The 14,189-nt window shown below is 56.8% G+C and carries 12 protein-coding genes; 9 read left to right on the top strand and 3 right to left on the bottom strand.

The window, feature by feature from the left end; genetic code table 11:
- Window positions 1–40: 40 nt before the first annotated feature.
- Together V8J88_RS20185 and V8J88_RS20180 are read left to right on the top strand one after the other, a co-directional pair.
- Window positions 41–235, top strand: a complete 195-nt coding sequence (locus tag V8J88_RS20185; RefSeq protein ID WP_338846054.1) for a DUF2905 family protein — start codon at window positions 41–43, stop codon at window positions 233–235.
- 18 nt (window positions 236–253) lie between these two features.
- Entirely contained in the window at window positions 254–1,162 is a 909-nt protein-coding gene (locus V8J88_RS20180) for a J domain-containing protein (protein WP_338846053.1), read from the top strand.
- 74 nt (window positions 1,163–1,236) lie between these two features.
- On the opposite strand, the gene V8J88_RS20175 is transcribed toward V8J88_RS20180, so the two are convergent.
- Both V8J88_RS20175 and V8J88_RS20170 read right to left on the bottom strand, forming a co-directional pair.
- Window positions 1,237–2,913, bottom strand: a complete 1,677-nt coding sequence (locus V8J88_RS20175; protein ID WP_338846052.1) for a methyl-accepting chemotaxis protein — start codon at window positions 2,911–2,913, stop codon at window positions 1,237–1,239.
- 57 nt (window positions 2,914–2,970) lie between these two features.
- The gene (locus V8J88_RS20170; RefSeq protein WP_338846051.1) at window positions 2,971–3,474 is read right to left on the bottom strand and encodes a chemotaxis protein CheW; all 504 of its coding nucleotides are present in this window, start codon (window positions 3,472–3,474) and stop codon (window positions 2,971–2,973) included.
- 635 nt (window positions 3,475–4,109) lie between these two features.
- Here V8J88_RS20170 and V8J88_RS20165 point away from each other — a divergent pair.
- The 5 genes from V8J88_RS20165 to V8J88_RS20145 all read left to right on the top strand — a co-directional run bounded on the left by V8J88_RS20165 (window position 4,110) and on the right by V8J88_RS20145 (window position 10,531).
- A complete protein-coding gene (locus tag V8J88_RS20165; RefSeq protein WP_338846050.1) occupies window positions 4,110–5,606 on the top strand; it encodes a thymidine phosphorylase family protein in 1,497 nt (498 codons plus the stop codon).
- Window positions 5,599–6,507: a ribose-phosphate pyrophosphokinase gene (locus V8J88_RS20160; protein WP_338846049.1), complete on the top strand. Its 909-nt coding sequence runs from the start codon at window positions 5,599–5,601 to the stop codon at window positions 6,505–6,507. Before V8J88_RS20165 ends, V8J88_RS20160 begins: the two co-directional genes overlap by 8 nt.
- 183 nt (window positions 6,508–6,690) lie before the next feature.
- Window positions 6,691–8,241, top strand: coding sequence for a HAMP domain-containing sensor histidine kinase (locus tag V8J88_RS20155; RefSeq protein ID WP_338846048.1), 1,551 nt, complete (start codon window positions 6,691–6,693; stop codon window positions 8,239–8,241).
- Entirely contained in the window at window positions 8,238–9,830 is a 1,593-nt protein-coding gene (locus V8J88_RS20150; protein WP_338846047.1) for a DUF3369 domain-containing protein, read from the top strand. Before V8J88_RS20155 ends, V8J88_RS20150 begins: the two co-directional genes overlap by 4 nt.
- A gap of 47 nt (window positions 9,831–9,877) precedes the next feature.
- A complete protein-coding gene (locus tag V8J88_RS20145) occupies window positions 9,878–10,531 on the top strand; it encodes a hypothetical protein (protein ID WP_338846046.1) in 654 nt (217 codons plus the stop codon).
- Here V8J88_RS20145 and V8J88_RS20140 read toward each other — a convergent pair.
- Window positions 10,512–10,808, bottom strand: coding sequence for a hypothetical protein (locus V8J88_RS20140; RefSeq protein ID WP_338849993.1), 297 nt, complete (start codon window positions 10,806–10,808; stop codon window positions 10,512–10,514). The genes V8J88_RS20145 and V8J88_RS20140 overlap by 20 nt on opposite strands.
- Here V8J88_RS20140 and V8J88_RS20135 point away from each other — a divergent pair.
- Complete coding sequence (locus V8J88_RS20135) at window positions 10,701–12,362, top strand: response regulator (protein WP_338846045.1); 1,662 nt, start codon at window positions 10,701–10,703, stop codon at window positions 12,360–12,362. The genes V8J88_RS20140 and V8J88_RS20135 overlap by 108 nt on opposite strands.
- Window positions 12,363–12,432: 70 nt before the next feature.
- Window positions 12,433–14,043 (top strand): HDOD domain-containing protein, encoded by a 1,611-nt coding sequence (locus V8J88_RS20130; RefSeq protein ID WP_338846044.1) that lies wholly within the window; start codon window positions 12,433–12,435, stop codon window positions 14,041–14,043.
- Window positions 14,044–14,189 lie beyond the last annotated feature (146 nt).

The following is a 14,189-nucleotide window of genomic DNA, read 5'->3' as shown; positions in this document are numbered from 1 at the left end:
GCCTATACTTTGCGCCGCCGGTTCAACTGAGGAATCTGGGATGATACGCTGGGTGCTGGTGATTTTTATCACCTTGCTGATTCTGTCTTATTTATTGCCCTGGCTGGAAAAGCTGGGCTTGGGGCGTTTGCCCGGCGATTTCCGCTTCAAATTATTTGGCCGCATCCATGTGTTGCCATTCGCGTCCACCATCCTGCTGTCGCTGTTGGCGGCACTCATCGGCAAGTTTTTGTGAGCCTGGCCCTGTTCTCAAATGAGCAATAAAATCCACACCCACTATGACAATCTGAAAGTTTCGCGCAATGCGCCGGCGGAGGTCATACGTGCGGCTTACAAAGCCTTGAGTCAAAAATATCATCCCGATAAAAATCAGGGGGATGATAAGGCGGCGCGCATCATGGCGATTTTGAACAGCGCTTACGAAACCCTGTCTGATCCGCAGCGCCGTAAAGAACATGATGAGTGGATTGCGGCGGAAGAATGGGAAATCGCCTGGCTGGAAAGCACCAAAGAGGATGAAAAGGAAGCCGAGGCGGTGGCGGATCACGGACGGCGCTACCGTCCCAGTCGCGATCCCAAATGGTGGCTGGTGCTGGCGGTTTGCGTCGCATTGGGCTGGGGCGCGGCGACTGTGATGCAAATGCAATTTCATTTGATGCCTGAAGCCCCTGCTGCCCTGCCTCCGCTGGCCAGCGCGAATGCGCAGACGGCGCCGCCTGTGGCCAGCCCGCCCCCGCCAAAAGTCGAATTCAAGCCGGCCTTGTCCGCGCAAATCACGCTGGTGGGAGTGGCGCAGCCCTGCGCTTTACCGCCGCGTCCTGAATTTGCGCCGAATGGCGAAACCTGGCCGGCCAAGAGCGGGCTGATCGAAGGTTATAAGGTTGGCAATGCCGGCGGCGATACCAGTCTGTTGCTGGATAATTCCGCCAATCCGCACGATATGCTGGTGATTGTGTATGACCAGGCCAGGCATTTGCCGGTGCGTCATCTGCTCTTGCGCGCACAAGAAAAATTCACCATTGAGGATTTGGCGGCGGGCCGTTATCAAGTGCAGCAACAGGCCCTGGGTTTGTCACTTGAGCGGCGCGCAGAATGTGAGCTGGCGGAGAAGCCGGCGGCCTCGCCGATTCCGGCTGCGCCGCCGGCAGTCCAGGCGCGCTGAAGCGCCAGCTGAGCCGGGGCGAGGGGCGCTTTCCCTGGTTTGCCCCAATAAGCAGAGCGTCAGGCTGCGGCTGCTCAGAATTCTTCCCAGCCGGCCTCATCCGCCGGCTTGCTGAGCGGCTTGGCCCTGGCCGGACTGGCTTTGGGCAGGGCTTTGCGCGGCGCTGCCGGGCGTGGCGCCGTGGCGCGCGGCGCACCGGTCGGGGTATGGCGCTGTTTGAAAAAACTTACCGCCTGGGTCAGGGTCTGGGTTTGATCCAGCATGCTTTGCGCGGCCGCTGAGGCTTGCTCCACCAGTGCGGCGTTTTGCTGGGTCATTTCGTCCATTTGCGTGACGGCTTCATTGACTTGTTCAATCCCTGAACTTTGCTCTTGGCTGGCGGCGGTGATTTCCCCCATGATGTCGGCCACCTGGCGCACCGAGGTCACAATCAATTCCATGGTGTGGCCGGCTTCGTCAACCAGTTTGCCGCCATCTTCAACTTTTTCCACCGAAGCGGTGATTAATTGCTTGATTTCCTTGGCGGCTGAGGCGGAACGCTGCGCCAGACTGCGCACTTCGCCGGCGACTACGGCGAAGCCGCGCCCCTGTTCGCCGGCGCGCGCGGCTTCCACGGCGGCATTCAAGGCCAGAATATTGGTTTGAAAGGCGATGCCGTCAATCACGCCGATGATATCGACCACTTTGCGCGAACTGTCTTTGATCGAGGCCATGGTGTGCACCACTTCCGAGACCACTTGGCCGCCACGTTGCGCAACAGAGGAGGCCGACAGCGCGAGTTGATTGGCTTGCCGTGCGTTGTCGGCGTTTTGTTTCACGGTGGAGGTCAGCTCTTCCATTGAGCTGGCGGTTTCTTCCAGCGAGCCGGCCTGGGATTCGGTGCGCGAAGACAGATCCTGGTTGCCGGTCGCGATTTCCGAGGCGGCAGTGGCAATGGTGTCGGCGCTGAAACGCACTTCGCCCACCGTTTTATCCAGATTGTCATTCATTTCTTTGAGTGCAAACAGCAGCTCGGCGGTTTCATCTTTGCCACGCACTTCGATCTGGGTGGTCAAATCGCCATGCGCCACCCGTTTCGCGATTTTCACCGCCTGCGACAGCGGGCGCACAATGGCGCGCGTTAAAAACCAGGCCAGCAAGCTGCCAATCGCCAAGGCCGCCAGGCCAAAAATGGATAACAGCCAGTTTGATTGCAGCAGTGTGCTTTCAATGTCTTTGCTGGATTCTTCCATCTCCTTTTCCTGGTGGTGCACCAGGGCGTGCATTTCCTGGGTTAATGTGATCAGCCGCGCCGAGGTTTCCTGCACCATGGTGTTGATAGCGTTTTCACGATCGTCGGCTTCCACCAGGTCGGCGACTTTCTGGTATGACTGCAAATAGGCGGCGCGCGCTTGCGACACCCGTTCAAGAATGGCTTTTTCTTGCGCGCTTTTGGCCAGTGCGCCCAGGGTTTTCAGGTTTTCGCTGATTTTGGCGCGATTCTGGTCGATTTCTTTATACAGTGCGATGCGTTTTTCGCGGTCGCTGGCGAACAGCAAGGCATACAGACGCAAGGCATTGTTTTGCGCCATTTGCTCGACTTCCATGGCTTTTTGCGCGCTGGGCCAGTCTGCTTTGATGGTTTGCAAGGTGACATCGGCCACGGAATGCATGCGCGACATGCCCACGCCGATGCTGAGAAGAATCAGACATACTAAAAAGCCAAAGCCTACCGCCAGCTTGACGCTGATTTTGATATTGGAAATATTCATAAAGCCCTCTGTGCGCAGGTGCGTTTGCGTCGAAACTGTGGCGTTGCGGGCGGCGTATCAGCCGCCGTGATCGACCAAACCCATTTCCGGGCTGGACATGAGCTTGTCGATGTCCAGCAAAATCAGCATGCGTTCTTCAATTGTGCCAAGGCCAATCAGGTAATTGGCGTCAAACGCCGCGCCCATTTCCGGCGGCGGTTTGACCTGTTCGGGGGATAGCGTGGTGACATCGGACACGCTGTCCACCACCATGCCGACGATGCGGCCATTGATGTTGAGGATGATGACGACCGTGAACTGGTCATAGGTTGGCGCACCCAGATTAAACTTGATGCGCATATCCACCAAGGGAATGATGATGCCGCGCAGGTTGATGACGCCTTTGATGAATTCCGGCGCATTGGCGATCCGGGTTACCGCTTCGTAGCCGCGGATTTCCTGCACTTTGAGAATATCGATCCCATATTCTTCCTTGCCCAATGTGAATGCAAGGAATTCATGTCCGGCGATGTCGTGGTTGCCCCCGGTGATGCCGATATTGCCTGTCGCTGCCTGAGCCATAAGCCGATCCTTATCTGCGTGTGCATGGTGCGGACTTCCCGACCGGGCGGGGCGTCATGCAGCGCCGGGCCGCAGTCGATCCACTGACGCGAATCATGAAAACATCAAGCGCCAGCTGAATGTGCCAGGAAAGAGTAGCAGACTATGCAGTTAAATAACAGTGCTGTGCAGCATGACGTAGGGTTTTTGCACACACCCCGGGTGCAGGACAAATAAATGTTTGCTAAAGGAGCAATCTTCGCTTTCCATCCCTGGCGTTTTGTAAAATGCATGCTAATCTGCAAAAACTGCCTGTTTCCCAAGCCCGAGCAGGCAGCCCCGCCTGGAAATTGTTCCCCTTTCTTATCCACATCCCGGATTTCGCTGTTGATGACCGGGCGCAAACAACAGGCGCAGGCAAATCCGGCCCGGCACGCTGGCGACAGCGCTGGACGATGCGCAAAGACGCCGCCGGATCTCGCTTTCTGCCGGCCTCATCCCTGCCGGTTGCATATGGCAGGCGCTTTGGTAACATTTGGAAACCGCGCCGTTTGCGCCTGACTGGGGAGTGTGCGAACATCAGAATTTTTGAGGTTGCTCCCATGGAGTCAGGCGCTTTTTGTTCTTTACCTCAACCCCCCAGGCCCGGCGCGCCCGTGTTGCGCGCGCATCGCATGGGTATTGATACCTATCAGGAGGCCGTGCTTTATCTGCGCCGTGACAGTCCGGTGTGTCAATCCGAAGGTTTTGCCGCGCAATCGCGGATTGAGGTCTGGCGCGGCGAGGTGCGCATCATCGCCACCTTGAACGTGGTCGAAGCGCCTTTGCTGGAGGAAGATCAGGCCGGTTTGTCGGAAGCCGCCTGGCGCGCCTTGGGGGTTGCTGAAAATACCCCGCTTGCTTTGCAGCATTTATCTCCGATTCAATCTTTTTCCCACGTCCGGCAAAAACTGTTTGGCGCTGCGTTGAGCGATGCGCAAATGCAGGAAGTGATTTGCGATGTCGCCGCCGGTAATTATTCTGATCTGGAAGTCGCCTGTTTTGTCGCGGCGGTGGCGGGCCAGCGCGCCAGCGTGGAAGAAACCACCGCCTTGACGCGCGCCATGGTGGCGGTGGGGCGCCGTTTGACATGGCCTTCGACGCCGATTGTGGACAAGCATTGTGTCGGCGGCCTGCCCGGCAATCGCACCACTTTGATTGTCACGCCGATTTTAGCGGCCTGCGGGCTGACGATTCCCAAAACCTCTTCACGCGCCATCACTTCGCCGGCCGGGACGGCGGACACCATGGAGACGCTGGCCCCGGTCGCCTTGGATATTGAGCAGATGCGCAAAGTGGTGGAAAAAGAAGGCGGTTGCGTGATTTGGGGCGGGGCGGTCAGCTTGAGTCCGGCGGATGATATTTTGATCCGGGTCGAACGTCCTTTAGGTCTGGATTCGGACAGCCAACTGGTGGCTTCGGTGCTGTCCAAGAAAATCGCCGCCGGCTCCACCCATGTTTTGATTGATATCCCGCTGGGGCCGAGCGCCAAGGTGCGCAGTCAGCGCGCGGCGGATCATTTGAGCCATATGCTCTGTTCTGTGGGACAGGCATTGGGTTTGCACATGCGCACCGTGATCAGCGATGGCGCCAGCCCGGTCGGAATCGGCATCGGCCCGGCGCTGGAGGCGCATGATGTGCTGGCAGTGCTGCAAAATGCGCAGCATGCGCCGCAGGATCTGCGGATGCGCGCCTTGACTCTGGCGGCGCATTTATTGGAGATGGGCGGCAAAGCGGCGCCGGGCGCCGGTCTGGCGCTGGCGCGCAGCTGCCTGGAAAGCGGGCAAGCCTGGCGTAAATTTGTTGCGATTTGTGAAGCCCAGGGCGGCATGCGCACCCCGCCACGCGCGCCCTTTGTCGCCACATTGCATGCGCAACAGCGTGGCCGGGTGCGAGTGGTGAATAATCTGGAGCTGGCGCGGCTGGCGAAATTGGCGGGAGCGCCACAGGCGCCGGCTGCCGGCTTGCGTTTCCTGACCGCGCTGGGGGCGCAGTTGGAAGAGGGGCAGCCCTGGCTGGAAATCCATGCGCAAACCCAGGGCCAGTTGGATTACGCCATGACGTATGCGCGCACGCGGCAGGAATTTTTGACTCTGGAGGATTGTGATGTCTGAAACGCCCTTGATTTTCGCCTTGCCGGGTAATGAGGCGATGGCGCAGCAATTGTCCGCCGCCAGCGGCTGGCAAGTCGGCGCCTGGCAACTGCAACGCTTCCCGGACGGTGAATCGAAACTGCGTTACTTGAGCCAGGTTCAGGGACGTGATGTGGTGTTGGTCTGCACCCTGGATCAGCCGGACATGCGCTTGATGCCTTTGTATCTGGCGGCCAGTGTGGCGCGCGAATTGGGCGCGCGCCGCATCGGCCTGGTCGCTCCCTATCTGGCGTATATGCGGCAGGATGCGCGTTTCCATCCGGGCGAAGGGATCACTTCTGCGCATTTCGCCCGTTTGCTGTCTTCTTTTGCGGATTGGCTAATTACCGTCGATCCGCATTTGCACCGGCATCATTCGCTTGATGAGATTTACAGCATTCCCAGCAAAGTGGTGGCGGCGGCGCCTTCGATTGCGGCCTGGCTGCGCTTGCATTTGCCGCAGGCGGTCTTGATCGGGCCGGATGAGGAAAGCGAGCAATGGGTGGCGGCGGTGGCGCAGTTGGCGGCTTGCCGGCATACCGTGTTGCGCAAAGTGCGGCATGGCGATCATGAGGTGGAAGTCTCTGTGCCGGACAGCGCAAACTGGCAAGGTTTGCAACCAGTGTTGCTGGATGACATCGCTTCCACTGCGCGCACCATGGTCGCGGCTTGCAATCATTTGCATGCGGCCGGTTTGCCGCCGCCGGTGTGTATTGCGGTGCACGCCCTGTTTGCCGGAGACGCCTGGCAAGTCTTGCAGCAAGCGGGGGTGGCGCAAGTGGTCAGTTGTGATACTGTATTGCACATAAGCAATCAGATCAGTATGGCCCCGGCTTTGGCGCAAGCCATGATGGAGATGCAAGCTGTCAGCAGTCGCGCCTGACTCTGGCTTGAGCCGGGGGGGGCGGAAGATCCGCCGCGAAAAATCGGCAGGGCAAGCGGATTTGCCGGCTTTGCAGCGTGAATCACCCCGGCTATTGCTTCAAAGCGCGGTGCAACAGGGGCCGCTCCGCCGCTTTTGCAGTGGATTTTTTCTCAGTTCGACAGGCTGCCAAGGAGGGCGTGCATGCTCGGTATCCGGGTACGGATGAATGTCCTGTTCGTTGTCCTGGTGACACTGGTCTTGCTCGTATCCGGCGCTTACAGCCAGTTGAAGCTCAATCATGAGCAAGAAGAACGTTACAGCCAGTTGCGCGCGGGCATTGTCACCCGCCTGCAAATTTCTCTTCCGTCTGCACTGTGGGACATGGATAAAAACAAAGTGGCCGGCATTATCGAAGCGGAAATGCTGCCATCTGAGGTTTTGTCTATCCGTGTGTATGACGCCAGCACCGGCCTGTTCAGCGGCAAGATGCGGAATGCCGCTGGTGAAATCATCAATATTCCAGCACAGGGCGTTTTGCCGGGCGCGGTCACTGAGGCTCCGCTGGTGTTTCGCGGCAGCGGCGACGGCGGCGGCGTGAAAGCGCTGCCGGTCGGGCATGTGCAAATCAATTTTTCGCGCGCCCAGATTGACGCCAGTCTGCGCGATGCGCTGTTGCGCCGGCTGGGTGAGATTCTGTTTTTGGATTTGATTCTGATCGCCGCCCTCAGTCTCAGTCTGCGCATGGTGTTTGCGCCATTACAACGTTTGCGCGATGCATTATTTGAACTGGCCAATAACGACACCACGGAAATCCAGGAGTTGACGCACCGCAGTCATGATGAGTTTGGCGAGGTGGTGGAGGGCTTTAATCGCATCCAGCGTAAGGTGAAGGCGGTTTTACAACAAACCCGCGAAGCCCAGGAAAGTGCGCAAAGCGCGCGCCAGCAGGCGGAACAGGCGGTCGAGGATCTGCGCCAGGCTCAGGATTCTTTGTTGCAATCTGAGCGCCTTGCTTCATTGGGCAGCCTGGTGGCCGGGGTGGCGCATGAAATCAATACGCCGGTCGGGATTACGTTGACTTCGGCGTCTGTGTTGTGCGACGCCACCAACGAAATTAGACAGGCGGTGACAGATGGACCGATAAAAAAATCTGATATCCTGGCATATCTGACGACAGCTGGTGAAAGCAGCCGCTTGATACAGGCGAATGCGGAGCGGGCGGCGCAATTGATTCAAAGTTTCAAACAGATTGCGGTTGACCAAACCAGCGAGGCCCGGCGCCGTTTTCAGATGCGGCAATATCTGGATGAGATCATCACCAGCCTCGGGCCGCGCCTGAAGCAGAGTAAAGTGGCGGTGGAGGTGGATTGCCCGCCGGATATGAAGGTGGACAGTTACCCGGGCGCTTTTGCGCAGGTGATCACGAATCTGGTCATGAACGCCCTGACCCATGCTTTCGGGCAGGAGCAGGATGCCTGCATCAGCATCAGCGTCAGCGCCAAAGATGGCTGGGTGACGTTGCATTTTGCCGACAATGGCAAAGGCATCCCCGCTGAGTATATTGGCAAGGTGTTTGAACCGTTTTTCACGACCCGCCGCAATCAAGGCGGCACAGGATTGGGGCTGAATATTGTTCACAATCTGGTGGTCAAGCAGTTTGGTGGCACAATCAGTGTGGTCAGCGCGCCAGGGCAGGGCGCTTGTTTCACACTCAGGTTTTTGCAGGTTGCACCGGAACAGGAGTCGGTATGACAGAGCAAATTGCTGCAGAGGATGATGATTGGCTGGTGGATGATGAGGGCGGCGGCGAACCCGAAGCGCTGGCCCCGCTCGATCAGCGCGTATGGCGCATCCTGATTGTGGACGACGATGCTGATGTGCATGCCGTCACCCGTCTGGCTTTGCGCAATGTCAGTTTCAAGGGGCGCGAACTGGAGTTGTTCAGCGCCTACAGCGGTCAGGAAGGCTTTGAGATGTTGCGCGACGTGCCCGACATCGCGCTGGTCTTGCTGGACGTGGTGATGGAAACGGATGACGCCGGCCTGTTGTTGGCGAAGCGCATCCGCAGCGAACTGCATAATGAAATCGTGCGCGTGGTGCTGCGCACCGGCCAGCCGGGGCAGGCCCCGGAGCAGCGCGTCATTATTGAATATGACATCAACGACTATAAAGCCAAGACTGAACTGACCACGCAAAAGCTGTTCACTACCGTGATTGCCTCCTTGCGCGCTTATGAGACTTTGCTCATGCTTGAGCGCAGCCGCGTCGGTCTGTCACGCATTCTGGAAGGCGCCACCAATCTCTACAAAGTCCATTCCTTACGCGAATTCGCTTCCGGCGTGCTGAATCAGGTCAGCGCTGTGCTGGACGTGGGCGCCGATGGCGTGTTGTGCGTTTTACACGGCAACAGCGATCAAAGTCTGGCTTCGGTGGTGGCGGCCACCGGCTGTTATTCCCATCTGGCGGATAGCGAAGAGTTGCCGCCGAATCATCAATTGGCGGCGGCGATTGAGCGCGCTTTCCGCGAAAAACGCAATCAATATGAGCATCCAATCGATGTGTTGTTTGTGCACACCCAGCAGGGCCATGAATTTGCGATTTCCGTGACGCCGCCCTGGCCGCTGACCCAGGTGCAGCGCGATTTGATGGAAGTGTTTTGCCATCGCATTGCGGCGGCTTTTGATAATTTGTATTTGTTCGGACAATTACACCGCGCACAGGAGGCGACCGTGGTGGCCTTGGCGGATTTGGCGGAATTCCGCGATGAGGGCACCGGCGGCCATGTGCGGCGGGTGCAAGCTTTGACTGAGGCGATCACGCGCAAGCTGTACCAGCAAGGGATTTATCTCGATGAGATCACGCCGCAGATGCTGGAAATGGTGGGCGTGGCCAGCATTTTGCACGATGTCGGCAAAGTTTCCACCCCGGATGCGGTTTTGCTCAAGCCTGGCCGCCATACCCCGGAAGAGCGTGAAGTGATGCAAGCGCACGCTAAAGTGGGACAGGCTATTCTCGAACGTGCGGCCAAGATGGTGGATGGCATCAGCTATCTGACATTCGGCGCGCAAATCGCAGGCGGCCATCATGAACATTTCGATGGCAATGGTTATCCGAGCCAATTGCGGGGCTTGCAAATTCCTTTGTCTGCGCGCATTGTTGCTGTGGTCGATGTGTTCGACGCCCTGTTGCACCGCCGCCCCTATAAAGAACCCTGGCCGTTTGAAACGGTGACATCCTATATTGTCGAACGCAGCGGGACACAATTTGATCCTGAAGTGGTGCGCGCGCTGCTTGAAGTGGTGCAGGATCAGCCGCAGCAATGGGTGGGTGAAGACGAATAAACAAGTATCCAGTTCCAGGTTTGCCGCTAAATGCAAAGGGGGGTGTGATGTCTTTTTTCAGTATGCGGGTAAGTCCGCGTTGGAAGTTGCTGCTCGCATTGATGTTTGTGTCCATGATTGCGACCTATACCATCAAACGCTCAATCCAGATTCAGGATGAGATGGAAGCGATCTGGGAAGCCAATAATGCCCGCCTGGTCACCTTGTCAGATATGCGCTTCACTCTCAAAGCTGCGTCGCGCGCATTGGAAATGTATATGGGCGTGCTGCCGCCGACCCCCGGGGTGGACTTGAAGAAGCGCTACACCGACGGTCTGCAACAAAGTCAGCGCCAGGAAGAGGCCTTGCTCAAGCAGATCAAAAAACAGGGGACGCGCAAGGAGGAATCCTTGATGATGAAAATCGCCCAGGATCGCAAAGATACCTTGGAACTGGTGCATAAGTTGGAGCGCATGCGTGAAACCGAACCGCAGGCGGCGCTGGAATTGGCCAAACGTGATTTGCGCGGCGGCCCGATGGCGCACTGGCAGGCTGCGCTGGATGAAATGATCTCACTGCAAAATGAGTCCAACACGCAGGCCGGCAGCCAGGCCGCCGCCGCCTGGGAACAATTGCGTTTGCATGTGCTGTTGATGGGGGGCGTGGTGATTGTGTTTGGCTTATTCAGCTTGTGGTGGACGTTTAAGCGTAATGCGGGATGAGCTTGACGGGGTTTTGCTGCAAAGTGTTGCGCGCAGAACCTGAATCTTCTCTGTTATGTGCACTGCAAATTGATTTTTTCCGCCAGTCGCCGTTATATATACAGGTAGCAAGCGCCAGCGCCGTTGTGACAACGGCGTACCCTGAAAGAGCAGACATTGAAAGCCAGCCATGTTCCAACTCGATGGTTTGACAGCTTTGATAATCGAGCCGCATGCCGGGATGCGTTCCAGCATTCACAATATGCTGAATCAGTGCGGTTTGACCAAGATCGAGCATGCAGGCGGTTCCGGGCCTGCAATCCGCCATTTATCGACAAAAACGTTCGACATTATTTTGTGCGAATATGATTTGGACGGCGGGCAGGATGGGCAGCAATTGCTGGAAGACTTGCGGCATCATCAATTAATCACCCTGGCCACCATGTTCTTCATGGTGACAGCCGAAGGCGGTTACGGCAAAGTCGTCAGCGCGGCTGAACTCGCGCCAACCGACTACATTCTCAAACCCTTCACTGCCGACCGCCTGCTTGAGCGCATTGGCAAGGCATTGGAAAAGCGCAATGTGTTTTTGCCCGTGTATCAATTGATGGACATGGGCAGTCATCGCGAAGCGATTATGATTTGTGCCGAGGGGGCGAATAAATTTCCCCGCTTTGCCATCGATTTCCTGCGCCTGCGCGCGGAGTTGCATATGCTGCTGGGTGAGCCGAAAGAGGCTGAGCCGATTTACAACGCACTGTATGAGTCCAAGGCGATTGCCTGGGCCAGGCTGGGGCTGGCGAAATCCATGTTTATGCAGGAGCGTTTCGCCGAAGCGCAGTCAATTCTTGAATCCCTGGTGTCGAATAACAAAAAATTTGTGGATGCCTATGACTGGCTGGCCAAGACCTATGAAGCGGTGGGCCAGCTGCAGCGCAGCCAGGAAGTCCTTTCCAGCGCTGTTGCTGTGTCCCCTCATGCGGTGCGGCGCTTGCGCAAACTGGGCGAAGTGGCGATGGAAACGGGCGATGTCGATACCGCTGAAAAAGTCTTGAAGCAAGTCGTCAGCAAGGTCAAATATTCAGAATTCCGTGATCCGGAAGACCATGTGAAGCTGGTCAAAACCCTGATCAAGAAAGGCGACCCGGAGCAGGCCAAGGCGGTGATCCGCGATTTAGACCGCTCAATGGGGAATTTGAAAAACACGCCGGCCTGCAGCGCGATTTCATCCGCCATGGTGTATGAACTGACGGGTGATGAATTGCGCTTGAATGAATCGCTCGATAATGCGGTTGAGTTGTTAAAAGACACGCTCGGTTTATCAAATGATTTGAAAATGGAATTGGCGCGCAACTGCCTGGAGCATGAGCACGAGGATGGCGCCAAAGAAGTGATGCGCGATGTGATGCGGAATGCGCAAAATAATGCTGCGATGGCCAAGGCAGTGGCGGTGTTTGAGCGGGCCGGCCATGGCGATTTGGGACAGGCTTTGGCGCAAGAGGCGCGGCAACAGGTGGTGGATCTGGTGCAAAACGGCGCCGCCAGAGCAAAAGAAGGCGACTATCGCGGCGCGGTGTCGTTGATGGCTGAAGCGGTCAACAAGCTCCCGGACAATCCTACTGTGGTGTTCAATGCCGCTGTGGCTGTGCTGAAATGTCTGGAAAATATGGGCTGGGATGACCGTTTGGGCGAGTATGCCTTGTCCTTGATCAGCACCGTGCGCAAGCTGGATCCAATCAACAGCAAATTACCGGCCCTGGCCAGCTTGCACCAACAAATATTGAAGAAATACAAGATTCAACCCGGACGGGCGCCTTCCAAGGAGAATGCCACCCGCCGGGCGCAGGGCTGAGGGGAACACCATTTATTTTGGGCTTATCTGATTTATAATGGTTTAACCCTGCCTGCACTGGAAAACAGCGATGCACACACCATCATTTACATTTCCGGAAAACTACGGCGCCAAATCCATGGTGCGCGATGCGATGGTGGAAAAATTCAAGACCAATGCGGATCTGTTGGCCTTGGGTGGCGCGGTTTCCAGGGTGGTGGAATTGGCTTCTTCCGATGATGAAGACACCCACAGTCTGGCGTATTACGTGATGTCGGATGTGGCGCTGACGCAAAAATTACTCCGCGTTTCCAATACCGTTTGCTATCGCACCAAATCCAGCGCGCCAGTCACCACGATTTCGCGCGCGATTTTTTTGCTCGGTTACGATACCGTCAAATCCAGCGCTTTGGCGATGCTGCTGGTGGACAAGCTGGCCAATCAAAAACAAGCCACACTGGTCAAAAAAGAATTGCTTGCTTCACTGTACGCCAGCCTGGTTGGGCGAGAACTGGCGCGCCGCAGTAATTATCAGGGGCCGGAAGAGGCATCGATTGCCGCGCTCTTCAAAAATCTCGGCCCGATGCTGGTGGCTTCGCACGAACCTGCTTTATATCTGGAAATCCGCGATCTGGTGGAGCGCGGCAAGCCTTCCACGCAGGCATCATCGCAAATGCTGGGCGTCTCTTACGAAGCGCTGGGCGAGGCGGTCTTGATGGAGTGGGGCATACCCGAAGCAATTATTCAGGCGCAGAGCGCATTGCCCGGCAATCCGCCTTATAAAGCGCCGAAAAGCCGCAGCGAATGGCTGCGTATTGTCGCCGCATTTTCGGCGGAGGCCGGCAAACTGATTCCGCGCATGGGCGAGCCGCAAGCAGAGAATGCATGCGATGCGCTGTTGGAAAAATATGGCGCTGCGCTGGGCCTTGACTTGGAAAAACTGAGCCAGTTATTCGCCACGGTTTCCGATGAAATCACCACCCTGGCCGAGTCATTGAATTTATTGAGCGCCGCCAATGCCGCCAATCTGGCCCGCCCCAAACCGCAAAGCATGGGCGGCGCGCCCAGCGTGGATTTGGAAATGGGGGTGGATGAAGGCTCTTCCCTGCCGGCGGTGTTGCAAGAAGCAACTTTGAATTCGCCCAGCGAGCACAGCGAAGCGCGCCATCCCAGTGGCAAGCCCTTAAATGCGCGCGATTTATTGTTGGCAGGGGTGCAGGATGTCACGCAAATGCGGGCCTCCGGGCGTTATCGCGTCAATGAGTTGATCCTGCTGGCGCTGGAAACCCTGTATCGCAGTATGGGTTTCCGCTTCGCCGTGGTTTGCTTAAAGGACATGAAAACGAATATGTACCGTTCGCGTCTGGCTCTGGGGGAGGATCATTTGTCGCGCCAGGCCGGCTTTAATTTTCCGATCGCGCCGACGCGTGATTTATTTCATCTGGCCATGGAAAATGATGCGGATCTGATGATTGCTGACTCCACCGTGGCCAAGGTGCGCGATCTGCTGCCGATCTGGCATCGCGCCTTGTTGCCGGATGCGCGCAGCTTCATCGTGTTGCCCTTATCAATGCAAAAGGTGCAATTGGGCTTGTTTTACGCAGATCGCACCAAGACCGCCCCGGAAGGTGTGCCGCCGGATGAAACAGCGCTGATCAAGGCGCTTAAGGCCCAAGTATTGGCGGCTTTGAGTGCGCGCTAAGCCGGTTTTGAGACCGGATTTGCGTTTCGCAATATTTCTTCATAAAAAATCTTCCCATTTCTAAAAAACTCGCCTATAATTTCTGTCTTTCCTGCTTCGTTAAGCCGAAGCTGCAAAGCAGGAAAAATGATCGCGAAGAAAGATGT

It is taken from the genome of Massilia sp. W12 (assembly GCF_037300705.1).
Lineage (GTDB): Bacteria > Pseudomonadota > Gammaproteobacteria > Burkholderiales > Burkholderiaceae_D > JACPVY01.
Note: the sequence above shows the minus strand (reverse complement) of the source record. Positions and strands in the feature narration are given on the sequence as shown.

Bases quoted from the DNA above. Each gene is read 5' to 3' on its own strand.
- V8J88_RS20185 (WP_338846054.1), top strand. From the start codon at position 41: ATGATACGCTGGGTGCTGGTGATTTTTATCACCTTGCTGATTCTGTCT.
- V8J88_RS20180 (WP_338846053.1), top strand. From the start codon at position 254: ATGAGCAATAAAATCCACACCCACTATGACAATCTGAAAGTTTCGCGC.
- V8J88_RS20175 (WP_338846052.1), bottom strand. From the start codon at position 2,913: ATGAATATTTCCAATATCAAAATCAGCGTCAAGCTGGCGGTAGGCTTT.
- V8J88_RS20170 (WP_338846051.1), bottom strand. From the start codon at position 3,474: ATGGCTCAGGCAGCGACAGGCAATATCGGCATCACCGGGGGCAACCAC.
- V8J88_RS20160 (WP_338846049.1), top strand. From the start codon at position 5,599: ATGTCTGAAACGCCCTTGATTTTCGCCTTGCCGGGTAATGAGGCGATG.
- V8J88_RS20155 (WP_338846048.1), top strand. From the start codon at position 6,691: ATGCTCGGTATCCGGGTACGGATGAATGTCCTGTTCGTTGTCCTGGTG.
- V8J88_RS20150 (WP_338846047.1), top strand. From the start codon at position 8,238: ATGACAGAGCAAATTGCTGCAGAGGATGATGATTGGCTGGTGGATGAT.
- V8J88_RS20145 (WP_338846046.1), top strand. From the start codon at position 9,878: ATGTCTTTTTTCAGTATGCGGGTAAGTCCGCGTTGGAAGTTGCTGCTC.
- V8J88_RS20135 (WP_338846045.1), top strand. From the start codon at position 10,701: ATGTTCCAACTCGATGGTTTGACAGCTTTGATAATCGAGCCGCATGCC.
- V8J88_RS20140 (WP_338849993.1), bottom strand. From the start codon at position 10,808: ATGCTCGATCTTGGTCAAACCGCACTGATTCAGCATATTGTGAATGCT.
- V8J88_RS20130 (WP_338846044.1), top strand. From the start codon at position 12,433: ATGCACACACCATCATTTACATTTCCGGAAAACTACGGCGCCAAATCC.